26 protein-coding genes are annotated in these 22,797 nt (G+C 67.5%); 11 read left to right on the top strand and 15 right to left on the bottom strand.

What is annotated here, in order from left to right; all coding sequences use genetic code 11:
- Window positions 1-49 precede the first annotated feature (49 nt).
- A complete protein-coding gene (locus HB724_RS15595; RefSeq protein WP_213981863.1) occupies window positions 50-1,087 on the top strand; it encodes an alpha/beta hydrolase-fold protein in 1,038 nt (345 codons plus the stop codon).
- Here the strand turns inward: HB724_RS15595 and HB724_RS15590 are convergent.
- The 4 genes from HB724_RS15590 to rimO all read right to left on the bottom strand — a co-directional run bounded on the left by HB724_RS15590 (window position 1,084) and on the right by rimO (window position 6,591).
- On the bottom strand, window positions 1,084-2,478 hold the full coding sequence (locus HB724_RS15590) for a leucyl aminopeptidase family protein (RefSeq protein ID WP_213981862.1): 1,395 nt from the start codon (window positions 2,476-2,478) through the stop codon (window positions 1,084-1,086). The genes HB724_RS15595 and HB724_RS15590 overlap by 4 nt on opposite strands.
- A 250-nt stretch (window positions 2,479-2,728) precedes the next feature.
- The gene (locus tag HB724_RS15585; RefSeq protein ID WP_213981861.1) at window positions 2,729-3,643 is read right to left on the bottom strand and encodes a hypothetical protein; all 915 of its coding nucleotides are present in this window, start codon (window positions 3,641-3,643) and stop codon (window positions 2,729-2,731) included.
- Window positions 3,644-3,645: 2 nt separating this feature from the next.
- Complete coding sequence (locus HB724_RS15580) at window positions 3,646-5,052, bottom strand: serine hydrolase domain-containing protein (protein ID WP_346344743.1); 1,407 nt, start codon at window positions 5,050-5,052, stop codon at window positions 3,646-3,648.
- A 210-nt stretch (window positions 5,053-5,262) separates the two neighbouring features.
- Window positions 5,263-6,591: a 30S ribosomal protein S12 methylthiotransferase RimO gene (gene rimO, locus HB724_RS15575; protein WP_213981859.1), complete on the bottom strand. Its 1,329-nt coding sequence runs from the start codon at window positions 6,589-6,591 to the stop codon at window positions 5,263-5,265.
- Window positions 6,592-6,718: 127 nt separating this feature from the next.
- On the opposite strand from rimO, the gene HB724_RS15570 reads away from it, so the two are divergent.
- Window positions 6,719-7,228, top strand: coding sequence for a GNAT family N-acetyltransferase (locus HB724_RS15570; RefSeq protein ID WP_213981858.1), 510 nt, complete (start codon window positions 6,719-6,721; stop codon window positions 7,226-7,228).
- Between the two features lie 171 nt (window positions 7,229-7,399).
- Here the strand turns inward: HB724_RS15570 and HB724_RS15565 are convergent, their stop codons facing one another.
- From HB724_RS15565 to serS, 3 genes are all read right to left on the bottom strand, one after another.
- Window positions 7,400-8,545: a M23 family metallopeptidase gene (locus HB724_RS15565; RefSeq protein ID WP_256731553.1), complete on the bottom strand. Its 1,146-nt coding sequence runs from the start codon at window positions 8,543-8,545 to the stop codon at window positions 7,400-7,402.
- Window positions 8,546-8,550: 5 nt separating this feature from the next.
- Complete coding sequence (surE, locus tag HB724_RS15560) at window positions 8,551-9,315, bottom strand: 5'/3'-nucleotidase SurE (RefSeq protein ID WP_213981857.1); 765 nt, start codon at window positions 9,313-9,315, stop codon at window positions 8,551-8,553.
- A gap of 155 nt (window positions 9,316-9,470) precedes the next feature.
- Complete coding sequence (gene serS / locus HB724_RS15555; RefSeq protein ID WP_213981856.1) at window positions 9,471-10,751, bottom strand: serine--tRNA ligase; 1,281 nt, start codon at window positions 10,749-10,751, stop codon at window positions 9,471-9,473.
- Window positions 10,752-10,844: 93 nt separating this feature from the next.
- Here serS and HB724_RS15550 point away from each other — a divergent pair, with 93 nt between their 5' ends.
- From HB724_RS15550 to HB724_RS15535, 4 genes are all read left to right on the top strand, one after another.
- Window positions 10,845-11,300 (top strand): host attachment family protein, encoded by a 456-nt coding sequence (locus HB724_RS15550; RefSeq protein ID WP_213981855.1) that lies wholly within the window; start codon window positions 10,845-10,847, stop codon window positions 11,298-11,300.
- A gap of 326 nt (window positions 11,301-11,626) precedes the next feature.
- Entirely contained in the window at window positions 11,627-12,208 is a 582-nt protein-coding gene (locus tag HB724_RS15545) for a hypothetical protein (protein WP_346344742.1), read from the top strand.
- Window positions 12,209-12,704: 496 nt separating this feature from the next.
- Entirely contained in the window at window positions 12,705-13,172 is a 468-nt protein-coding gene (dksA, locus tag HB724_RS15540; protein WP_213981854.1) for an RNA polymerase-binding protein DksA, read from the top strand.
- Window positions 13,173-13,287: 115 nt separating this feature from the next.
- Window positions 13,288-13,662, top strand: a complete 375-nt coding sequence (locus HB724_RS15535) for a PilZ domain-containing protein (protein ID WP_213981853.1) — start codon at window positions 13,288-13,290, stop codon at window positions 13,660-13,662.
- Between the two features lie 72 nt (window positions 13,663-13,734).
- On the opposite strand, the gene HB724_RS15530 is transcribed toward HB724_RS15535, so the two are convergent.
- A complete protein-coding gene (locus HB724_RS15530) occupies window positions 13,735-13,887 on the bottom strand; it encodes a YdcH family protein (RefSeq protein WP_213981852.1) in 153 nt (50 codons plus the stop codon).
- A gap of 166 nt (window positions 13,888-14,053) precedes the next feature.
- Here HB724_RS15530 and HB724_RS15525 point away from each other — a divergent pair, with 166 nt between their 5' ends.
- Both HB724_RS15525 and HB724_RS15520 read left to right on the top strand, forming a co-directional pair.
- Window positions 14,054-14,251, top strand: coding sequence for a DUF465 domain-containing protein (locus HB724_RS15525; RefSeq protein WP_213981851.1), 198 nt, complete (start codon window positions 14,054-14,056; stop codon window positions 14,249-14,251).
- A gap of 72 nt (window positions 14,252-14,323) precedes the next feature.
- Window positions 14,324-14,782 carry a DUF1465 family protein gene (locus HB724_RS15520; RefSeq protein WP_213981881.1) on the top strand — a complete coding sequence of 153 codons (459 nt, stop codon included), beginning with the start codon at window positions 14,324-14,326 and terminating at the stop codon, window positions 14,780-14,782.
- Here HB724_RS15520 and HB724_RS15515 read toward each other — a convergent pair.
- A complete protein-coding gene (locus HB724_RS15515; RefSeq protein ID WP_213981850.1) occupies window positions 14,779-15,726 on the bottom strand; it encodes a nitronate monooxygenase family protein in 948 nt (315 codons plus the stop codon). The genes HB724_RS15520 and HB724_RS15515 overlap by 4 nt on opposite strands.
- A gap of 214 nt (window positions 15,727-15,940) precedes the next feature.
- Between HB724_RS15515 and HB724_RS15510 the strand changes: the two genes are divergently transcribed.
- The 3 genes from HB724_RS15510 to HB724_RS15500 all read left to right on the top strand — a co-directional run bounded on the left by HB724_RS15510 (window position 15,941) and on the right by HB724_RS15500 (window position 17,252).
- Window positions 15,941-16,240 carry an antitoxin Xre/MbcA/ParS toxin-binding domain-containing protein gene (locus HB724_RS15510; protein WP_213981849.1) on the top strand — a complete coding sequence of 100 codons (300 nt, stop codon included), beginning with the start codon at window positions 15,941-15,943 and terminating at the stop codon, window positions 16,238-16,240.
- A gap of 116 nt (window positions 16,241-16,356) precedes the next feature.
- Complete coding sequence (locus HB724_RS15505; protein ID WP_213981848.1) at window positions 16,357-16,842, top strand: hypothetical protein; 486 nt, start codon at window positions 16,357-16,359, stop codon at window positions 16,840-16,842.
- On the top strand, window positions 16,827-17,252 hold the full coding sequence (locus HB724_RS15500; RefSeq protein ID WP_213981847.1) for a thioesterase family protein: 426 nt from the start codon (window positions 16,827-16,829) through the stop codon (window positions 17,250-17,252). Before HB724_RS15505 ends, HB724_RS15500 begins: the two co-directional genes overlap by 16 nt.
- Here the strand turns inward: HB724_RS15500 and HB724_RS15495 are convergent.
- From HB724_RS15495 to HB724_RS15470, 6 genes are all read right to left on the bottom strand, one after another.
- On the bottom strand, window positions 17,222-17,746 hold the full coding sequence (locus tag HB724_RS15495; protein ID WP_213981846.1) for a gamma carbonic anhydrase family protein: 525 nt from the start codon (window positions 17,744-17,746) through the stop codon (window positions 17,222-17,224). The genes HB724_RS15500 and HB724_RS15495 overlap by 31 nt on opposite strands.
- Window positions 17,747-17,750: 4 nt before the next feature.
- A complete protein-coding gene (locus HB724_RS15490; protein ID WP_213981845.1) occupies window positions 17,751-17,981 on the bottom strand; it encodes a hypothetical protein in 231 nt (76 codons plus the stop codon).
- A 276-nt stretch (window positions 17,982-18,257) separates the two neighbouring features.
- Window positions 18,258-19,718: an altronate dehydratase family protein gene (locus HB724_RS15485; protein WP_213981844.1), complete on the bottom strand. Its 1,461-nt coding sequence runs from the start codon at window positions 19,716-19,718 to the stop codon at window positions 18,258-18,260.
- An 83-nt stretch (window positions 19,719-19,801) separates the two neighbouring features.
- Complete coding sequence (locus tag HB724_RS15480) at window positions 19,802-21,235, bottom strand: Gfo/Idh/MocA family oxidoreductase (RefSeq protein WP_213981843.1); 1,434 nt, start codon at window positions 21,233-21,235, stop codon at window positions 19,802-19,804.
- A 77-nt stretch (window positions 21,236-21,312) separates the two neighbouring features.
- Window positions 21,313-21,996 (bottom strand): response regulator transcription factor, encoded by a 684-nt coding sequence (locus tag HB724_RS15475; protein ID WP_213981842.1) that lies wholly within the window; start codon window positions 21,994-21,996, stop codon window positions 21,313-21,315.
- Window positions 21,993-22,797 (bottom strand): ATP-binding protein (locus HB724_RS15470; RefSeq protein WP_256731552.1); only part of this gene is annotated, 805 nt, incomplete at its 5' end. The genes HB724_RS15475 and HB724_RS15470, both read right to left, overlap by 4 nt.

Genomic DNA, 22,797 nt, shown 5'->3' with positions numbered 1-22,797 from the left:
CGGACCCGCTCCGGGTTTAGGATGGTGCGCGATCCGGGAGGAGGAAGCCATGTCCGTCCGTGTTCTGCTCTGCATGCTGATCGCGCTGCTATGGCCGGGGGCGGCCCTTGCCGGGACGCTCGACCATGCCCGCGTGGATTTCGCCAGCCTGAAGGGCAACGCGGCCGGATTGCCCACGGTGCGCGGCGTCACCGTCTATCTGCCCGATGGCTATGCGGAGAAGGGCCGGCGCTTCCCGACGATCTATTATCTCTCGAATTTCTTCGAGGACGACCGCGCGCCCTATGCCGACCACGCCGCGCAGGAATTGTTCGACCGCGCCGTCGCGCGCGGCGTGATCGGCGGAATGATCGTGGTGACGGCTGATTTCACCACTCCGGCGGGCGGCTCCTGGTACGTCAACTCGCCTGCCACGGGGAATTGGGAGGACATGCTGGTGCGCGAGCTCGTGCCCTGGGTCGATGCGCGCTACCGGACGCTGGCGGGCCGGGATTCGCGCGGCATCGCCGGGGACCGGATGGGCGGGCACGGCGCGATCCGCATCGCGATGCGGCACCCGGAGACGTTCGGCGCGGTCTATGCGCTGCACCCGATCGGCACCGGCCCGGGATTGCAGACCATGTTCTCCCGGCCGAACTGGCAGCTCCTGCAGGACGCGGGCTCGATCGACGCATTGCGCGGCGACGGCTATTCGCTGATCTTCACGTCGATCTTCCAGGCGCACTTGCCGGATGCAGCGCGGCCGCCGCTGTTCTTCGCGCCGCCGGCGCGGCTGCGCGACGGGCGGCTCGAAGTGGATGCCGCCCTTGCCGAACGGCTCAATGCGAGCTTCTTCCTGGAGCGCCAGGCTGCGCTCCACGCCGACAATCTGAAGCGGCTGCGCGGCTTCATGTTCGATTGGGGGCGCGGCGATACGGTCGCCGACCATATCGTCTCCAACCAGGCCTTCACGCGCACGCTCGATGCGTTCGGCATCCCCTATGAGGCCGAGGAATATCGCGGCGGCTGGGGCGACCGGCACTGGGGCGAAGACGGGCGCATCTACACCGAGATGCTGCCCTTCTTCGCCCGCAAGCTGGTGTTCTAGCCCGCGTAGCGGTCCTTGAGCACTTTCCACGCAGCGCGGAGGCTGACGGCCTCGGCGCCCTTGGGACGGCCGGGCTTGGGCGAGCCGTTCCAGCAGAAGATGTCGAGATGCGCCCATTGCGCGCCCTCGGGCACGAATTCCTTGAGGAACAAGGCGGCGGTGATCGCGCCGCCGAACGGACCCTCGGCCGCGTTGACCATGTCGGCGACGTCCGACTTCAGCAGATCCTTGTACGGATCGTAGAGCGGCATGCGCCAGATCGGATCGGCCTCGGCCTCGCCGGCGGCGAGGATCTCGGCGGCCAGCGTATCGTCATTGGCGAACAGCGCCTGGAGATCGGCGCCCAGCGCGACGCGGGCGGCGCCGGTGAGGGTGGCGAAATCGAACACCAGCTCGGGGCTGGTCTCGCCCGCCTTGGTGAGCGCGTCGCCCAGGATCAGGCGGCCTTCGGCATCGGTGTTGCTGTTCTCGACCGTGATCCCCTTGCGCGAGATCATCACGTCGCCGGGGCGCGCGGCCTCGCCGTTGATCGAGTTCTCGACCGCGGGGACCAGCATGTGGAGGCGGACCGGCAGGCGGTTCTGCATGACCAGTTCGGCCAGGGCGAGGGCGTGCGCGGCGCCGCCCATGTCCTTCTTCATCAGCCGCATGCCCGAGGCGGGCTTGATGTCGAGACCGCCCGAATCGAAGCAGACGCCCTTGCCGATGATGGCGATGCGCGGATGATCGGGGTTGCCCCATTCGATCTCGATCAGGCGCGGCTCGCGGCCCTTGCCGGCGGCCTTTCCGACCGCGAACAGCATGCCATAGCCCTTTTCGAGCTCGGCGCCCTTCACCACGCTGAACGTCGCGCCATAGGTCTTGGCGAGCTCGGCACCGGCGGCTTCGAGATCGGCCGGACCCATATCGTTGGCGCCGGTGTTGATGCGGTCGCGCAGCTTGAAGGTGACGTTGGCGAGGCGGATCGCCTCCTCCACCTTCACTGGATCGGAGGAGAGCAGGATGCGCGGACCCTGGGCCTTGTCGTCCTTCTTCTTGTAGCGGCCGAACTTGTACTGGGCGGCGAGCCAGCCATAGAGCGCCTTGCCGGGCTCGCGGCCCTCGACGCGGTAGCTGCCCTCGGGCAGCGTCTCGGCGAGCTTCGCCAGGCACCAGGGGCCCAGCCGCTCGACATTGGCGACGACGGTGACGACCGACCAGTCCTCCGGGCCGTCGCCGGGCAGAATCGCGCTCGAATAGGCGCTGGGGGCGAGCTTCTGCGCGGCGGCGGCGGCGCGGTGGCGCGGCGGCTGTGCTGCGAGCCAGGCGTCGAAGCCCTTGGCGTCGATCAGGTGGATGGTGTGCGCGGACTGGCCGCGATCGAGCTGAATGCGTGTGGAGATATCGGGCATGGGGGTGATCTAGGGTGCGAGACGCGCCGCGCCTAGCCCGGAGTTGCGAGGAAATTCATGGAGCGTGTCGAACCGGGGCGCCGGGATGGATCGCCATTCCGCGTTTCCTTCCCTTCCAGGGGCGATCGTCCTTCCTTCGTCACCCCGGCCGAAGTGCCGGGGTCCACCGGGATGCTGGGAGAGCCGCTGGAGGACGAGTGGACCCCGGCACCGCGGCCGGGGTGACGGGGCGGCTCCAGGGCCCTCACGCCTAGCGGATCGGCTTCACCTGCGGGGCGCACATCGCGATCGCGTGCTCGGCCATGTAGAGCAGGCGGTCGCGGGCCAGGGCCAGCTCGGCGGGATCGAGGCCGCGATCGAGCGTCTCGAAGTTGAGATAGGCGAGGTGGTGGAGCACGGCATAGTTGGATAGCGAGCCGTCGCTGGTCAGCACGCGTTCCTGCACTACATTGTAATCGGCGCCGACCATCTGGTCGCGGCAGAAGGCGTCGCTGGCCGTGCCCTTGGAGAGGAAGGTGGCGAAGGCGACGGTGTCGTCGTCGTCGAACGGATAGTCGCGGCGCTGCGAGGGGCTGGGGATCAGCGTGTCGTCGCAGAAGCGGATCGAGATGACGCCGCTGCCCTCGGGATCGCCCTTGTTGCACTTCGAATCGGCAGTCTCGAAGCCCTTGGCATTGGTGTGGAGCGCGATGACCGGGCCGCCGTGGAGATTGGCGAGGATGCGGCGGGCATAGCCGGGCAGGGCGCTGTCGAAATTGCGGTTGGGGTCGATCGGCTTGCCGTAATCGACCGCGCGGTTCATCCGCACCCCGTCGGCATCGGGCGCGACGCCGGAATCGACCGCGACCAGCGTGCCGCCATATTTGCGGACCAGCACCAGCGCCGCTTCGAACCCGGCATTCTCATTGTCATGGGGCACGAAGAACAGCGGTCCCGTCCGGTGGCGGGTGTTGACGATGCGCCAGAGCCGCCATTGGGCGCGTTCCTCGCGGAACTCGATGCGGCTCACCGCGAGCCCGCGCCATTCGGCGGGATCGCGGTGGCGCGCGAAATCGTCGTCCTGCACCGTCATCGGGTTCACGCGCGTCACGGTGGCGCGATCGGGCGCGCTGGCGCCCGAAAGCGCGAGCCAGGCGGTTGCTGCGGCGAGGACGACGGGCTTCATCTTCACCGCGGCATCACGATGAACTGCTCGAACTTGCCGTCCGCCCCGGCCTCCGCATAGGTCACCGCGACGAGGCGGCGATCCTTGTACTGGATCACATAGTTGCGGTTGACGAAGCCGCCGCGCAGCCGGGCCTTGCCGATGGCCGCGAAGCTCACCGGATCGCCGAGCGCGGAGAGGCTGTTGCGATAGTCGCCGGTCGCGGTGGCGTCGAAATAATAGTTCGCGTCCTCGGTGAGCAGCGAGCGGTCGAGCGTGCCGGCGCGGAGCTGGTCGAAGACTTTCCGGGCGAGCGCATCGCGGGTCTGGTCGAGGGAGGCCGTGGCGGGCGCACGATCCACGGGGACCAGCAGGTCGGCGACCTCATCGGTGATCTCCTCCTGCGCGCCGCCGAAATCGGCATTGACCAGCGCGACCACGGCGAAGCGCTGGTCCGGGATCACGACGTTGCTGGAGAGGAAGCCGACCGCCTCGCCGCCATGCGACACCTCCAGATGCCCGCCGCGATCGGCGAGCGAGACGCCCAGGCCGTAATGGGTGAGGGCGCCGTCGGTGAGCTTGATCTCGGTTTCCTGCGCCTGCCAGTCCTCGGGCGGGAGCACGGCGCGATCGATCCGGGCGATGTCCCAGCGCGCGAGATCGCTGGCCGACATCGCCAGCTCGCCCGCGGCCCAGAGCCAGCCGTCGGCGGCGGGCTTGGCGGAGCGGACGGGGCCGAGCGCGAAGCGGTGCGTGCCTTGGGGGAAGCCCTTGCCGATCGCCTTGTCCTGATCGATCGGGTGCATGGCGAGCGGCTTGAAGATCTTCGCATCGAGGAAGTCGAGCAGCTTCGTGCCCGATGCCTTTTCGATGATCATGCCGGCGACGACATAGCCCGTGTTCGAATATTGCCAGGCGGTGCCGGGGGCGAAATCGAGCGGCTTCTTCGCCCAGCGATCGACGATCTCCTGCGGCGTGACCGGATGCTCCATCGCGGCGAAATTATAGTCCTGGGGCCAGTAATCCTGGATGCCGGCGGTGTGGCTGAGGAGCTGGCGGATCGTGATCTGGCCGGCGTCGGTGACGTCGGGAACCCATTTGGAGACCTTGTCGTCCAGGCTGAGCTTGCCTTCGTTCTCCAGCAGCAGGAGGGCGGCGGCGGTGAACTGCTTGGAGATCGATGCGATCTGGTACTTTGCGTCGGCGCTCGGCCCCTTCAGGTTCGGTCCCTGGTCGCCATAGGCCTTGGCGTAGACGATCCTGCCGCCCTGCACGATCGCGATCGAAGCGGAGGGGACGCCGGACGAAGACAGTGCATCGGCGACGATCTTGTCGACCTGGGCGGTCTGTTCGGGGGTGAGCTGCTGGGCGAGAGCAGGGCTGGCGGTGAAGAGCAGGGCGGCTGCGAAGGCGGTGCGGAGCGATGGCACGTGATGGCGTTCCCGTACAAGGTTGCGGTGCAGCCGCTTGTTCAGGTTTACCGGGCGTCGGGCAAGAAGCCATTGCCGCTTCTTTGGGGGGACATGGCGTGCGGGCATGGGGGACATCCCCAATTCCTCCCCGGAACGGGGAGGGGGACCGCGCCCGTAGGGCGTGGTGGAGGGGCGATGGTCCCCCTCCCCGTGCCGGGGAGGAATTATTCAGGCTAGCGGCACGCCGTAGAGATCATGTTCGTCGGCGTCCTCGATCTCGACCTTGACGATGTCGCCCTGCGTGAGATGGCCGGCGTCGCGCAGGAAGACCTCGCCGTCGATCTCGGGCGCGTCGGCCTGGGAGCGGCCGGTGGCGCCTTCGCCGTCCACCGCGTCGACAATCACCTCCAGCGTGCGGCCGATCTTGGCCTGGAGCTTGGCGGCGGAGATCGCCGCGGTCTTCTCCATGATGCGGGCGTAGCGCTCTTCCTTGACTTCCTCGGGCACGGCGCCGGGCAGGTCGTTGGCGGAGGCGCCCTCGACGGGCTCGAAGCGGAAGGCCCCGACGCGGTCGAGCTGGGCTTCGTCGAGCCAGTCGAGGAGATATTGGAAATCGTCTTCGGTCTCGCCGGGGAAGCCGACGACGAAGGTCGAGCGGATCGTGATGTCCGGGGCGATCGCACGCCAGCTCTTGAGGCGTTCCAGCACCTTGGCCTCGTTGGCCGGGCGCTTCATCGCGCGCAGCACCGAGGGGCTGGCGTGCTGGAAGGGGATGTCGAGATAGGGGAGCACCAGCCCCTCGGCCATCAGCGGGATGACCTGGTCGACATGAGGGTAGGGATAGACATAGTGGAGCCGGACCCAGGGCGCGATCCTGCCGAGCTCGCGGGCGAGATCGGTCATGTGGGGGACGATCTCCTGCCCCTTCCACATGCGCGGCTGCTTGCGGATGTCCACGCCGTAAGCCGAGGTGTCCTGGCTGATGACCAGCAGTTCCTTGGTGCCCGCCTCGACCAGCTTCTCGGCCTCGCGCAGGATCGCATCCGGGCGGCGGCTGACCAGATCGCCACGCAGGCTCGGGATGATGCAGAAGGCGCAGCGATGGTTGCAGCCTTCGGAGATCTTCAGATAGCTGTAGTGGCGCGGGGTGAGCTTCAGGCCGCTTTCGGGCACCAGGTTGAGAAAGGCGCTGGGCGGCATCGGCGCTGCCTCGTGGACCGCGCCGACGACTTCCTCATATTGATGCGCGCCGGTGACGGCGAGGACGTTGGGGAAACGGGCGCGGATGACCTCCGCCTCCTTGCCCATGCAGCCGGTGACGATGACGCGGCCATTCTCGGCGATCGCCTCGCCGATCGCTTCCAGGCTCTCTTCCTTGGCTGAATCGAGGAAGCCGCAGGTGTTGACCAGCACGACGTCGGCGCCGGCATAGTCGGGCGACATCGCATAGCCGTCCGAGCGGAGCTTGGTGAGGATCCGCTCGCTGTCGACCAGGTTCTTGGGACAGCCGAGCGACACCATGCCCACGCGGGGCGCCTCGGGGAGTTTGGTTGCCATGATTGGCGGGCGACATAGGGACTTTCGCCGAAAAAGCGAGTCGGGGCGCGCACGGGGGATTGGGGGAATTACCAATCCGACGCGGCTCGCGGCTGCGCTAGAGGGGCGCGCAGAAGGAGATTGCAGGATGACATCGCTTTCCGCTCCCGTCCGGCTGACCACGCGCTCGGGCCTTTCGATCGAGGTTCGCCCGGCGACGCCGGACGACGACGCGCTGCTGCACGACCTGTTCGACGCGGTTTCGCCGGACGACCGGCGCTTTCGCTTCCTCAGCGCGTGCGAGCATGTTTCGAGCGATCAGGTCGATGCGATGACCCATGTCGATCATTGGCAGACCGAGAGCTTCCTGGCCTTTGCCGACGGCAAGCTGGTGGCGACGGGGATGCTCGCCTGCGACAAGGCGATGCACGCCGCGGAGGTCGCGATCTCGATCCGGGCGGATCGCAAGGGGCAGGGGATCGGCTGGACGCTGCTCGAATTCCTGGCGGGCATCGCCCGGGACCGCGGCGTGAAGAAGCTGCTCTCGATTGAAAGCCGCGAGAATCACTCGGCGATCGAGCTGGAGCGCGAGATGGGTTTCGCCGCGCGGCCGGTGGAGGGCGACGCGACGCTCGTGCAGCTTGAGGTGCAGTTCTAGAGGCGAAGTTCGACCGGCGTTGGCCTTAGCACGTCGCCCTGAACTTGTTTCAGGCCCAACGTGCCACGGGCGATATCGTCTGAAGCGAGCTTGGATGCTGAAACAAGTTCAGCAGGACGATTCAATCAATCGAATTTGAGGCTGGCAGGATCGGGAGCAGGCGCTCGAACATCAGCGTGGCGGTAGTTGCGTGGTCGGATCGACCGGGACGCGGCCCTTGCGGATCTCGAAATGCAGTTCGGGGCGGTCGGCGAAGCCGGTGCTGCCCGAAAGAGCGATCTTCTGCCCCTTTTTCACCGATTGGCCGCGCTGGACGAGCAACTGGCTGGCATGGCCATAGACGCTGGTCCAGCCATTGCCGTGGCGCAGGATGACGAGACCGCCCAGCGCCGGCACGTCGCTGCCGACATAGGCGACGACGCCATCGGCGGCGGCGAGCACGGGCGTCGTGCGGGGCACCGCGATCTTGATGCCGTCGTTGCGCTCGCCGCTGGCGCCGGCGCCGAAGCGCTTCACCACCTGCCCGCGTACCGGCCAGGCGAACTGGCCGACGAGGCGCGGCGGCGGGGCGACCGCCGCGGTGGACGGCAGGACGCGGCTGGGCGAGGCGCTGGGCCTGGCGGGCCTTTCCGTGCGGGCGAGCGCGGGCTGGCTGCCGGTCAGCAGATCGTCGATATCGATATGGAAGGCAGCGGCGCGCTCCTCGCGGCTCTGGCTGGGCGAGGACGACGACGAAGGGATCAGCAGCCGCTGGCCGGTACGCAGGATATAGGGTTCGGCCAGCGCATTGGCGGCGATGACGCGCGACCATTCGATGCCATAGGCGCGGGCGATGGCGATGCCGCTCTCGCCGGCGCGGACCAGGTGATAGCGGCCGCCGGGGATCGTCAGCTTCTGGCCCGGGAAAACGACATAGGGCGCGACCAGATTATTGGCGCGGGCGATCGCTTCGGAGCCCGCACCGGTCTTGTCGGCGATGCTGCGCAGCGTGTCGCCGGGCCGGGCCAGGTAGGTGCCCGCCGAAACCGGGCGCGCATCGGCGGCGACGGGGCGGGCCTCCCAGGACTGGGGCGGGGCAGGGAGGACGCGCACGTCCTGTTCGGGCAGCGGGGTCCGCTGGGCGGGAGGCTGTTGCGGACGCGAAGGCTGGGGCCGTGCCTGTGCAGGCTCGCGCCGTTGCGGGGGCTGCGGCTTGGGTCGAGCGGGTGCAGGCGCGGATTCATAACCGGTGGGCGGCGACCCGGCCGGGATGCAGGCGCCGAGCCCGATCGCCATCGCCAGGGCAAGCGCCAGCCGCGTCATTTCCTCCCCCTTCATGCGTCTCACCGATAGGCGGCTGCGAGGATGTCGAGCGATTCGCGGTGCGTCAGGTCGAGATGCAGCGGCGTGACGGTGACGAACCCCTGCTCGATCGCTTCGAGATCGGTGTTCGGCAGGGGCTGGTGCGGCAGGCGGCCCATCGCCAGCCAGTAATAGTCATAGCCGCGCGGATCGGTGCGCTTGTCGAGGGCGACGCGGCCATAGTCGCGCAGGCCCTGCGAGACGACGCGGATACCCTTCACGGAATCGGCTTCAATCGGCGGGAAATTGATGTTGATGAGCGTGCGCGGCGCCCAGTCGATCGCGAGCAGCGGCTTGAGCGTGCGTTCGCCCCAGGCTTCTGCGGTGTCGAAGGGCACCTTGTCGCCCATGCCGCTATGGGCATAGCGCTGGCTGAGCGCGACCGAGCGGATGCCGGCCAGCGCGCCCTCCATCGCGGCGGAGACGGTGCCCGAATAGCTGACGTCCTCGGCCAGGTTGCCGCCGCGATTGACGCCGGACAGGACCAGATCGGGCGGGGAGCCCTTCATCGCTTCGGCCAGCGCGAACATCACGCAATCGGTGGGCGTGCCGCGCACGGCGTAGCGGTTTTCCCCGCGCTTCGAGACGCGGAAGGGTTCGGTGAGGGTGAGCGAGCGACTCTTGCCCGACTGCTCCTCGGCGGGCGCGACGACGGTGATGTCGTCGGAAATCGTCCGGGCGATGCGTTCGAGCACGGCGAGGCCGCGCGCGTGATAGCCGTCGTCATTGGTGAGGAGGATGCGCATTTCTCAATTCCTCCCCGGAACGGGGAGGGGGACCGCCGGCCGCGGGCCGGTGGTGGAGGGGCGGCGGACGCAGTCCGCCGTCTGCGACGGCGGCCCCTCCACCATCGCTGCGCGATGGTCCCCCTCCCCGTTCCGGGGAGGAATTGAGGGGACCATCACGCCTTCGGCTCCAGCCGATCGAGCCCGCCCAGATAGGACCGGAGCACCTCCGGTACCGCGACCGAGCCGTCCTCCTGCTGGTAATTCTCCAGCACCGCGACCAGCGTGCGGCCGACCGCCAGGCCCGAGCCGTTGAGCGTGTGGACGAAGCGCGTGTTCTTCTCGCCCTCGGGCCGGTAGCGCGCGTTCATGCGGCGGGCCTGGAAGTCGCCGCAGGTCGAGCAGCTCGAAATCTCGCGATACTGGTTCTGGCCGGGCAGCCAGACTTCGAGATCATAGGTGCGTTGGGCGGTGAAGCCCATGTCGCCGGTGCACAGCTTCATCCGGCGAAAGGCGAGGCCCAGCCTGGTCAGGAGATCCTCGGCACAGGCGGTCATCCGCTCATGCTCGGCCTCGGACGCCTCGGGCGCGGTGATCGAGACCATCTCGACCTTCTCGAACTGGTGCTGGCGGATATAGCCGCGCGTGTCGCGGCCCGCCGCGCCGGCTTCCGAGCGGAAGCACGGGCTGAGCGCGGCGAAGCGGATCGGCAGGACGTCCTCGGCCAGGATCTGCTCGCGCACGGCGTTGGTCAGGCTCACCTCGGCGGTGGGGATCAGCCAGCGGCCGTCGGTGGTCTTGAACAGGTCGTCGGCGAATTTCGGAAGCTGGCCGGTGCCGAACACCGCCTCGTCGCGGACCAGTAGCGGGACGACGGCTTCCTCATAGCCGTGATCGCGCGTCAACGTGTCGAGCATGAACTGGCCGAGCGCGCGGTGCAGCCGGGCGGCGGCGCCGCGGACGAAGGTGAAGCGCGAGCCGGAAAGCAGCGCGCCGGTCTCGAAATCGAGGCCGATCGCGGGGCCGATCGCGTCATGCTCCCTGGGCGTGAAACCGAAAACAGGCTGCGTGCCGCGTTCGTGGACCAGCGCGTTATCGTGCTCGTCGGTGCCCTGGGGCACATCGGCGAGCGGGAGATTGGGGAGCGAGGCGAGCTGGCCTTCGAGCGCCTCCCCGACCTGCTTCTCCTCGGCTTCGAGCGCGGGCAGGCGTTCCTTGAGCGTCGAGACCTCGGCCATCAGCGCCGCTGCGGTCGCCTCGTCCTTCTGGGCCTTGGCCGCGCCGATCGCCTTGGAGGCTTCGTTGCGGCGGGCCTGGCCGGTCTGGAGCTCGGTCATCAGCGCGCGGCGGCGCTCGTCGAGCGAGAGGAGGACGGCCGATTGCGGTTCGAGCCCGCGTTTGGCCAGGCCGGCGTCGAAGGCTTCGGGGTTTTCACGGATGGCGCGGATATCGTGCATGGGCTTGGCCTATGACGAGGCCCCGGGGGCCGCGCAACCCTGAGCCGAATCACGGCGTTTGTGTTTCGAGGCAAAAGCGCGAGGAGACGAACGATGCAGGTTCCGCATGACGCGATGGTCGCGGTGGTCGATGGCCGCAAGATGCTGTTCTTCCGCAACGAGGGGGATGCCGTGCATCCCAACCTGCAAGTCGAGAAGAAGCTGATCGACAAGCATAATCCGGCGCATCACGACCAGGCGACCGATCTGGCCGGCGGTTCGATGGGGACGCGGACCTCAGGCGCGCAATGGGCGTCGGCCAATATGGACGAAGTCGATTTCCACCAGCAGGAGGAGGATCGCTTCGCCGCCGAGACTGCGGAACTGCTCAAGAAGCGTGCGCTCGCCGGGGATTTCGAATCGCTGATCGTCGTCGCGCCGCCGCGCACGCTGGGCGAGCTGCGGAAGCATTATCACGTTTCGGTCAGCGAGAAGCTGGCGGGCGAGCTCGGCAAGGATCTGACCGGCCATAGCGTGCCGCAGATCGAGGAGGCGCTGCTGAACGCCTGAGCGCTGCCTTCCAGGGCAGGACTCAGGCTTCGGTCGTGTCGCTCTTCTTCTTGCCGAATCGCTTGCGCGCGACGAGCGCGGCCGCGGCGCCGCCGAACAGCAGCACCATCGGCGGGGCGGGGACAGGGGCGGGGCCGCCCGACGAGCTGCCGCCGCTGGAGCCGTGATGGCCGCTCGATCCATGGCCGCTGCTGGTGCTCCAGCCGCTCGACGTGCTCCAGCCGCTGGAATTGCTCCAGCCGCTCGAACCGTGATGGCCGCTCGACCCTGAGGAACTGGAGGACGTCGAGGAACTGCCCGACGAGCTGGTGGAACCGGATGAGCTCGTGGAACCCGAGGAGCTGGACGAGGTCGAGCTCGAAACGCCGCTGGAGGTCGAGGAAGAGGTGGAGACGCCGCTCGAACTCGACGTGGAAGACGATACGCCGCTGGACGTGGACGAGCCGCCCGTGGACGAGCCGCCCGTGGACGAGCCGCCCGTGGACGAGCTGGTCGAGGATCCCCCGGTCGACGAACTCGTCGAGGAACCGCCCGTCGAGCTGGAGGTCGAGCCGCCGCTGGAACTGGATGTCGACGAGATGTCGATGGTGATGCCGCTGCTGCCCGTGCTGCTGCCGCTCGAGCTTCCGGAGCTGCCGAAGAACCCGCCCGCGAAGAAGCCGCCCATGAAGCCGCCGCCGCCCGATCCGCCGATGATGGCGCCCGAGGAGCCGGAGCTTCCGGAAAACTCGCCCGGCGGCGGCAGCGGGATCGGCGCGCCCTGGGTGGTGACGACGACCACCTGGGGCTGGGTGACGGTGCGAGTCACGACCTTGCGCACCGGCTTGCGGACCACGGCGCGGCGCACGACGGGCTTCTTCGCTACCTTGTGGACGACGCGCTTATGCTCGACACGCTGGGCGACGTAGACTCCACTACCTCCAACGAGCGCGCCGCCGCACGCGCACGCACATAATTTGGCCAAAGCCATGCGAACCGACATGTTGTCCCACTCTTTTCGCCGCTGGCACTTGCCCCCCCACGGGACTGGCAGCTTTTGTGGCGCCCTCGATATGGGAGAAGTGCGAAACAACCCTTAAACGCAAGACGGATCAGCACGCGTTAACCTTTTTCCCGGGTGCTTTTCCGGGGGTGGAGCAATCGGGCGATGGTTAATGTGTACTTTCGGAACAGTTCGGGAGTTGTTGGAAGGGTGATTCGCCAATGCCGGGAGGGCGCACCTGCGGGCAGGCTTGTCCGGAACGGTTCAGCTTCGGCTAATTTCCCCTATTTTACGGGGCATTGTACCCATAAGCGCTGCAAATGATGCGCTTGTTAAGCAGCTCGCGCGAAAGTATAGGGCGCTCGGGCAAGTAGACGGTCTTCCAGGGGCGTCGTCTCTGGGGGACGGTGTGGAGAGTGGGGATGGCTACAGTTTTGGATCGCTTCGACGAACCGGGTAAAGAGCTTCTGCCAGCGGCTAATGACGGCGATGACGGCTATCGGCCGAGCAACGACGAGCCGTTCATGAACCCGCGGCAGGCCGAATATTTCCGCAACAAGCTGCTGGCCTGGAAGGACGCGATCTATCGCGAGGCCGCGGACACCCTCAACCAGCTTCAGTCCGACTCGCTGCGCGAGGCCGACCTGACCGATCGCGCTTCGAGCGAGACCGACTGGTCGATCGAACTGCGCACCCGCGATCGCCAGCGCAAGCTCATCTCGAAGATCGACGCCGCGCTGCGCCGCATCGAAGAGGGCGAATATGGCTATTGCGAAGTGACCGGCGAGCCGATCTCGCTGGCGCGGCTCGAAGCCCGTCCGATCGCGACGATGACGGTCGAGGCGCAGGAGCGCCACGAGCGCAACGAGAAGGTTTCGCGCGAGGAATAGCCGGATCGGGACGCAACGCCCTTGGAATGTTCCGAAATGGGCGTCCGGTTAACGGTTTCGATAAGGATTGCTGGTCTATTGAGGCGCACGTCATTCTTGCGTTTCGAGCACTCCGATGGACCAGCATTCTCCAGACTCCCTGACCGCGCTTTCCGCCGATGATTTCACCGGCCAGCGCAGTGGCGCGCGCGACAGCCTGTTGCTGACGGCGCAGTTCCGCGTCGGCGACAATCCGATCGAGAATGTGCGCGTGCGCAATCTCTCGTCGGGCGGGCTGATGGCTGAATATGCCACCCCGGTTCCGATCCGGACTCCGGTCGCCGTGGAAGTGCGCGGGGTGGGGTGGGTCTCGGGCCGGATCGCCTGGTGCGCCGAAGGACGGGTGGGCGTGGCGTTCGACCAGGGGATCGATCCGCTGCTCGCGCGCAAGCCCGTGGGCAAGGGCACGCGCACGCCGCATTACGTCAAGCCGATCATCACGCGCCGCTGACGCCGGTGGATCGGCGAGCGCGGAACCGGGAAGGCTCCGCGCCTGCCTGCACAAAATTGTGGATGGCCGCTCCTAGCGGCTCAACTCCTCCTTGACGCGCAGCTTCTGTTTCTTCAATTGCGCCAGCAATATCTGATCGGGGAGGGGCCGCTGCGACTCAGTGGCGATTCGCTGGTCCAGACTCGAATGCTTGGCCGTAAGTGCCGAGAAATGCGCGTTCTGCATGGAAGCGGTCCTCCGTCATGGATGGTAGGGGGACCAAACTAGATCATCTTTTCGCGCGCCTGTCTCGCTCCGATTCATTCCCTATCGATAGATCGCGGAAATGGCGCGATGGTCCGTTGCGGAGCGATCCGGGCTAGGGCAGTAAGGGTGTCCGGCGGGGGTGAAGATGGACGATAGCGAGATCCAGCGGCGGCTCGAGACACTGCGATCCGAGCATCGCGATCTCGATGCGGCGATCGCGGCGCTGCTCGCCACCGGATCGGCGGACCAGCTCCAGATCGCGCGGCTCAAGAAGCGCAAGCTCAAGCTGCGCGACGAGATTTCGATGTTCGAGGACCAGCTTATCCCCGACATTATCGCCTGAGCTCTCGGTTCGGGACGTAACCGGCTCATTTTAAGCATTTCGTTGGCGGCCCTGCTGTGGCAGCAATTCGCGATGCACGCGCAAGGGACGGCACGCATCCATCGCAAACTGGTCGACTCGCTCTATGTCGAGGCGATGCTGCTGGCCGATGAGGCGCGCGCCTATTTCGACGAGATCGGGCGCAACGAGCGCGACCAGCTCGAAGCGCTGAACCGCGTCGCCTTCTCCTGCGAATCGCTCAAGGTGACGACGCGGCTGATGCATGTGATCGCCTGGCTGCTGACGCAGCGCGCGGTGGATGCCGGCGAGCTGGAGGCGAACGATGCGCTGTCGCCCTCGCGCAGGCTGGGGCCGGTGCCCGAGACCGATGCGGCATTGCTGCTGGCGATGCCGGCGCAGGCGGTGTCGATCATCGGGGCGAGCATCGAGCTGCATCGTCGCGTGGCGCGGCTCGATTCGTCGCTCGACCTGCCGGATGCGGCGAGCAGCCCGGCGCGCCGGATGATGGAACGGCTCGCGGGGGCGTTCTAGAGCGCGGCGGTCGCCGTTTTGGCGGCGGCATATTCCTGCTTCAGCCGGTCGATCAACGCTGCGGCGGGCTGCACCGCCGTCACCGCGCCGATGCCCTGGCCCGATCCCCAGATCTCCTTCCACGCCTTGGCCCCGCCGAAGTTCATCGCGCTGGGATCGCTTTCGGGGAGATTATCGGGATCGAGCCCGGCGGCCTCGATCGACTGGCGCAGATAATTGCCGTGTACGCCGGTGAACAGGTTCGAATAGACGATGTCGGCGGCATGGCCCGCGACGATGCCCTGCTTATAGGCCGCCACCGCATTGGCCTCGTCGGTGGCGATGAAGGGCGAGCCGATATAGGCGAGATCGGCGCCCAGCACCTGCGCCGCCAGGATCGAGCGCCCGGTGGCGATGGCGCCCGAGAGGATCAGCGGTCCGTCGAACCAGCCCCGCACTTCCTGGACGAAGGGGAAGGGATTGAGCCGCCCGGCATGGCCGCCGGCGCCGGCTGCGACCAGGATGAGGCCGTCGGCGCCCTTCTCGACCGCCTTGTGCGCGAACTTGTCGTCGATCACGTCGTGGAGGGTGATGCCGCCCCAGCCATGCACCGCGTCGTTGAGCTCGGGCCGGGCGCCGAGCGAGGTGATGACGATCGGCACCTTCCACTTGGCGCAGGTCGCGACGTCCGCTTCCAGCCGCTCGTTCGAGCGATGGACGATCTGGTTGACCGCGAAGGGGGCGGAAGGGGTATCCGGATGGTCGCGGTCCCAGGCGGCGAGCTCTTCGGTGATTCGGTGGAGCCATTCGTCGAGCTGGCTCTGCGGCCGCGCATTGAGCGCCGGAAAGGAGCCGACGATCCCCGCCTTGCACTGGGCGATGACCAGATCGGGCACCGAGATGATGAACAGCGGCGAGCCGATGACGGGAAGCCGCAAGCGATCGAAGAGCGCTGGAAGAGCCATATTGGTTTCATAGCGCAACTGGAATTGCTGTCCAGTAATGTGGCGGAGGCCAAGGCGGTGCTGGCATTTGCGGTTGCGCGCCGCTAGGGTCGGCGCACCGCTGGCAGTTCCCGTTCGTAGGCGCCATCGGCTGAGAGCCCAACGTGCTCCCGCTTACACCAGGGAGATTTCGCTTGGACCGCACCCCGATATCTTTCCAACAGGCGGCCTGCTGATGACGGACGAAACGCCTCAAGCCGAAACGACCGAAGGGTCGACCGAAGGCGATCCGCCCAAGGCCAAGTTCTTCCGCAAGAAGTTCACCACCGCGCGGCTTCCGGCCGATAGCGCGGTGCGCCAGGGGCAGGTGGCGACGCTGGCATTCCTGAAGCTGGGGCGCGAGGAAGCCACCGCATTCCTCAACACGTTCGACGAGGCGCTGGGCGGGCGTCCGCTCGACCTGGCGGTGGCGAGCGCCGATGGCCTGCGTGCGGTCGAGGCGGCGATCGCCGCGCGTGCCGGATCGAAGGGCTGAACGTCGCCGCCTTTCCGCTGACGCCCGCGCTGGCCGATGCACATGCGACGCTGCGCCGCGGGGCGCGATTCCTGGGTTCGGGCCGATCCACGGTCGAGGGGCGCTATCGGGCGAAGGTGATCGGCAACGGGCTGTGCGAGCTCGATCGCTTCCTCAACGTCCTGATCGGCGAGATCGCGCGGAGTTGCGGCGTCATCCTGCCGCAGCGGCAGGACAATAGCGCCAACCGGCTCGGCAGCCTGCGCGCCGCGATGGCGCTGGACGACGGCGACCAGGCGCGGCTGCGGGCGTTCGGGAGGACGCGGGAGTGCCTGTTCCATTGCGGCGGGACCGTCCGGCGCGGTGACGTGCGCGGCGGGGCGATGCTCACCACCGGCTGGCTGGGGCCCACGGGGCTTCGCCGCGTCGCCGTGGGCAGCGAGCTGGTCGTGAGCGCCGGAGACATTGCGGAAGCGTGCAGCTATTACGAGGCGCTGGCGACTCGATTGCTCGCGGAGGCTGCACTGTACCTGGCCGCGCGAATGGATGGGATACATGCGCGTAGCGGGCGCGAGCGGCGCGGCAGACCGGAATTCGGCGAGGGACAATGGTTCGCAGCATAGAATATCATTATTCGATCGCCATCGATCCCACGGACATCGACGCGATGGGGCATGTGAACAATGCCAGCTATCTGCGCTGGGTGCAGGCCGCGGTGACCAGCCATTGGCAGCATCTGGCCCCGGCCGAGGCGGTGGCGGCGCATTGCTGGGTCGCGGTGCGGCATGAGATCACCTATCGCAAGCCCGCCTTCCTGGGTGATGCGCTGCGCGCCGAAGTGGTGCTGGAGCGAGTGAAGCGCGAGAGCGCATTCTACGAGACGATCATCCGGCGGGGCGGCGAGACGCTGACCGAAGTGCGCTCGCGCTGGTGCTGCCTGGACGTGGAGACGCTGAAGCCCGCGCGACTGCCTGACAGCACGATCGCCTGCTTCTTTCAGGATCAGTCGGCGGGCTTGAGCCCTGTCGCATAGTCGCGCTGCTTGGCGGCATAGAGCGCGGCGGATGCCTTGAGCATCGCCTTCTGCATGTCGTCGAGCGGGCGGATCGCCTTGGCGGGGCTGCCTACGATGAGGTGGCCGGCGGGAAATTCCTTGCCCTCGGTGACGAGCGCGCCGGCGCCGACCAGGCAATCCTCGCCGATCACCGCGCGATTGAGGATCGTCACGCCCATGCCGATCAGCGTGCGGTTGCCGATGGCGCAGCCGTGCAGGATCGCGTGATGGCCGACGGTAACGTCCTCGCCGACGGTGCAGGGCGCGCCGGGATCGGAATGGAGCATCGCCCCGTCCTGGATATTGCTGCGCGCGCCGACCAGGATCGGCGTGTTGTCGGCGCGGATCACGGCGCCGAACCAGACGCTGGCGAGCGCCGCCAGATGGACGTCGCCGATCAGGTCCGCGCTGGGCGCGACCCAGGCGTCTTCAGCGATAAGGGGCTTGCGGCCGCCGATTTCGTAAAGCGGCATGGCCCTAGAGGAACGGCGAGTCGAAACCGGCGGGGAGCTGCATGTGCATGCCCAGCACCAGCGCCAACCCGACCGCGCCCATCAGCACCGCGAGCGTCGAGGAAAGCGAGAACAGGCCCCAGCCGACCATCGTCACCATCTGCGGATTGGAGCGCTGCTCGCGCTGGTTGCGCCGCATCGCCTGGAGCACGAACATCGCCGTCATGGCGTAAACGAAGATAAAGAACTCGGCCATCGATCCCACCCCGGTCAATCCCCGCATACTGGGTAGCCCGGACAGGGTTGACGCATCAATGCCGGGGAAATGCGGACTGCCGCAGCGCAGCATGGATTTGTCGATTTGGTGCGGGGTGTTGGGAGTACCACCATTCGTCACCCCGGCCGAAGTGCCGGGGTCCACCGGGATGCTGGGAGAGCCGCTGGAGGCGTGAGGGGCTCGCTCGCGGAGGAGTAGACCCCGGCACTTCGGCCGGGGTGACGGTGACGGAGGAGAGGACGGTTCCTCTCTCCCCTACAGCGTGACGCCGCGCTTCCAGATCGCGATCTCGCGTTCGCCGTTGCGTTCGGCGGCGGTCTGCTTGCCCGAGGCGATCTCGGCGATGGTGCCGAGGAGCGAATCCGCAGCCGCGTCCATGCCTTCGTCGAGCACCTGGCCGGCATTGAAGTCGATCCAGCCGGGCTTGCGTGCCGCGAGGTCGCTGTTCGAGGCGATCTTGATCGTCGGCACCGGGAAGCCGAGCGGCGTGCCGCGGCCGGTGGTGAACAGGATCGCGGTGGCGCCGGCGGCGGCGAGCGCGGTCGAGGAGACGGCGTCGTTGCCGGGGGCTTCGAGCAGGGTGAGGCCGCGCTGGCGGACGCGCTCGCCATAATGGAGCACGTCGGTCACCGTGGCGTGGCCGGCCTTCTGCACCGCGCCGAGCGACTTTTCCTCCAGCGTGGTGATGCCGCCGGCGATGTTGCCGGGGGAGGGGTTCTCCGAGACCGGCTCGCCGTGGCGGGTGAAATATGCCTTGAAGTCGTTGACCAGGTCCACGATCCCTTCGAACACCTGCTCGTCCTGCGCGCGTTCCATCAGGAGCTGCTCGGCGCCGAAGATCTCGGGGATCTCGGTGAGGATCGCGGTGCCGCCCGCCGCGGTGACGGCATCGCTCATGCGGCCGACCAGCGGATTGGCGGTAAGGCCGGAGAAGCCATCCGAGCCGCCGCACTTCACGCCGAGCACGAGTTCCGACAGGGGGGCAGGGGCGCGAACGGCCTTTTCGGCCTCGGCGACCAGCTCCTCGACCAGTGCCAGCCCTTCCTCGACCTCGTCGCCGGCGAGCTGCGCGCCGATCGTGCGGATATTGGGATTGAGGATGCCGGGCAGCATCTTGCTCATCTGGTTCGATTCGCAGCCCAGGCCGACGATCAGCACGCCGCCGGCATTGGGATGGTTGGCGAGCGCGGTCAGTATCCTGGTGGTGCCGCCCAGATCGTCGCCGAGCTGCGAGCAGCCGAAGGGATGGGCGAAGGCGTGGACGCCATCGACGCGGCCTTCGTAGAGCCTGGCGGCGCGCTCGGCGATCTTCTGCGCGGTGCGGCCGACACAGCCGACCGTGGGGATCACCCAGATCTCGTTGCGAGTGCCGACGCGGCCGTCGGAGCGCCTATAGCCGAGGAAGCTCGGCCCCTCGGCGGGGCCGGCCGCATCGAGATGCGGGCTATAGGCATAGCTGCCGCTGGTTTCGAGGGCGGTCGAGACATTGTGGGTGTGGACATGCTCGCCCGGCGCGATGTCGTGCGTCGCGCGGCCGATCGGGAAGCCGAACTTGAGCACGGGCTCGCCTGCCTTGATCTGCCGAGTCGCGACCTTGTGGCCCTTCGGCACGTCCGCCGAAAGCGTCACGCCGAGATGGGTCTCGCCGGCGGCGAGGTCACGGAGCGCGGTGGCGACGGCGTCGCGCGGATCGATCTGGAAGAGGGCGAGTGTCATGGCTCGCGATATAGGGTGCTTCGCGGCGGAGTACAGACTTTGGGAGTGATTCCCAGCATCTGCGACACCGTCGCGAAGGACCGTCATGCCGGATCGGTGCGTGGCGGCATCGGCACCGAATCCTTGTGATTGGGCATCTTGGGCAGATCGGGCCAGTCGAGCCCGGTCACCAGGCTGTCGATCCGCACCGGCTGGCCGGTCTCGAAGCATTTGTCGGCGGCGATGCCGATCAGGCAGGACGCGGCGCCGCCGCGTTCGTCCGCCGCGCGGAGCAGCGAGTCCCTGGGCGCGGCGGGATCGAAGATGTCGGCGAGCATCACGCCATCACCGCCGCCATGGCCGCCCGCGCCGGTCGCGGGCTCGATGTCCCGGGGCTCGCCGCGCATCGGCACGATCCGGGTGGTGATGCGGTCCTCGTCGCGCAGGCTCGCGGAGCCGGCCACGCCGCCCTGCTCGACCACGCTGTGCTCCAGCCGGCCCTTGGTGCCGTTGAAGGCGACGTGATAGCCCTCCCAGGCGTTGAAGGCGTTGAGGCTGTAGCTGAGGGTGGTGCCCCCCGAATAGCCGACGATGACGTTCATCGTGTCCTCGATGCTGATCTCGGGGCGCCAGACGCACTGGTCGCGGAAATAGCCGTCGTACTTCTCGTTATCGAGGAACAGCGCCTTCAGTCCCGGATCGGCGGCGAGATTGAAATAGAAGCTGCACTTGGCCTTTTCGGGGCAGGTGTGGCAGCGCTGGTGTGGCCCTTCCAGCCCGAAGCGGCGGGCCATGGCGGGGGTGTAGAATTCGCGCTTGCCCACCGCGTTGACGGTGACCGGCATGTCCGAGAGCCACCAGTTGACCAGATCGAAATGGTGGGTGGCCTTGTGGACCATCAGGCCGCCGCTGATCGCCTTGTTCGAATGCCAGCGGCGGAAATAATCGGCGCCGTGGACGGTGTTGAGCAGCCAGTGGAAATCGACCGACAGCACGTCGCCGATCTCGCCCGACATCAGCAGCTCCTTCACCTGGCTGCGGAACGGCGAATAGCGGTAGTTGAAGGTCACGCGGATATGGCGGTTATTGCGCTTGACCGCGTCGAGGATGCGCTGCGCCTTGTCGGCATGGGTGGTCATCGGCTTTTCGGTGATGACGTCGCAACCCGCGTCGAGCGCCCTGACGATGTAATCGACATGATAGGCATCGGGCACGGTGACGATCACTGCGTCGGGCTTCTGCTCGGCGAGCATCCTGTCGAAATCGGCGGCTAGATAGGGTTTGGGGGCCTTCGCGCCGGCCTCGATCGCGCGCTTGCCGAGATAGTCGAGCCGGCCGGGATTGACGTCGCAGGCGGCGACCAGTTCGCCATGCGCCTTGTGCGGACCCCAGAGCGCCTGCTGGTACATCCGCGCCCGGCTGCCGACGCCGACCTGGACATAGCGCTTGCGGCCCGCCTTCGCCGCATTGACCGCGTCGACCATCGACGCCGCCGCGGCACCCGCGGCAAGACCCTTCATCACATCCCTGCGCTGCATGTTCGCCTCTCCTGTTGCCGGGCTTTGCGCCCTGGTCCGGAGGCTATGGTAACCGGTTTCCCCCGGCGTGCAACCGGCTAGACCATCAGGCGGTAGCCGACACCGGGCTCGTTGCGGATCGAGGAGGGCTGGGTGGCGTTGCCCTCCAGCTTCATGCGCACGCCGCGGGCGGCTACGCGGAGATATTCGACGTCGGTCTCGTGGCCCGCTCCCCAGACGGCGCGGAGAAGCTGCGGGTGCGTCACCACGCGGCCGGGATGCTTGGCGAGCTCCGCCAGGAAGCCGAACTCCTTGGGCGTCAGGTGCACTTCCTCGCCGGCCTTGCGCACCATCCGGTTCGACAGGTCGATCTCGACATCGCCCATGCGGACGACCGGGGCATCGCTCTCGGCGGAAAGGCGGTGGCGCAGCGCGGTGCGGACGCGGGCAAGCACTTCCTCGGTATCGAAGGGCTTGGTGACATAATCGTCGGCGCCGAGATCGAGCGCGGTGACCTTCTGCTCGGTCGCGTCGCGGGCGGAGACGACCAGCAGCGCGGGGCCGGCGGCCTTGATGAGCGGCACCAGCTCCAGCCCGTCGCGATCGGGCAGGCCGAGATCGAGCAGCACCGCATCGGGCTTGTCGATATGGAGCGCGCTCAGCGCGTCGCGCGCGGTGGCGGCTTCGACCACGCGATAGCCGGCGCGGGTGAGGCCGGTGTTGAGCAGACGGCGGATCGCCGGTTCGTCGTCGACCACCAGCAGCTTGGGGGTGTTGCTCATTGGGCGGCAATTCCCTTTATCAGCCGGGCCTCGGGGAAGCGGATCGTGAAGCCGGCGCCACTCCGATCGGCGCGGTTCGCGGCGGAGACGCTGAGCCCCATCGCCTCGGCAAAGCCCTTGACGATGGCGAGACCCAGGCCGGTGCCGCCCTTGCGGTCCGATCCCTCGATCCGAGCGAAGGTCTCGAAGATGCGGGTCTCCTCGCCGGCGGGCAGGCCGGGGCCTTCGTCGAGCACCTCCAGCGTCATGCCGCCCAGTTGCCGGCGCGCGGCGACGGTGATCGGGGCGCCGGGATCGCCATATTTGGCGGCGTTCTCGATCAGGTTGATGAGGCAATGGTGGAAAAGCTGGGGATCGACCGAGACCAGCGGCAGCTCGGGGGAGACGTCGAGCACGATCCGGCGATCGCCGAGCACGCGGCGCAGATCGTGGACGGCGGCGGCGACGGCTTCGGCAAGATCGACCGGCTCGATCGACTGGTGGAGCGCGCCGGCTTCGATGCGGACCATGTCGAGCAGATTGGCGACGAAGCGGTGAAGGCGCTCGGCCTCGCTGCGGGCGGCGGTGAGCTGGCCGGATTGCTCTTCCGACAGAGGCTCCATTTCGGCGAGCATGCCCAGGATCGTGGTGAGCGGCGTGCGCAGATCGTGGCTGACCGAGGAGAGCAGGGCGGCGCGCAGGCGATCGCGCTCCTGGAGCTGGGTGATCGTGCTCATCTCTGATTCGAGCGCGATGCGTTCGAGCGCGAGCGCGGCCTGATCGAGCAGGCTGAGCAGGAGCGGGAGCTGGTCCGAACGGATC

The organism is Sphingomonas sp. dw_22 (genome assembly GCF_018449795.1).
Taxonomy (GTDB): Bacteria; Pseudomonadota; Alphaproteobacteria; order Sphingomonadales; family Sphingomonadaceae; genus Sphingomonas.
This window is presented reverse-complemented; position numbering and strand designations above follow the sequence as displayed.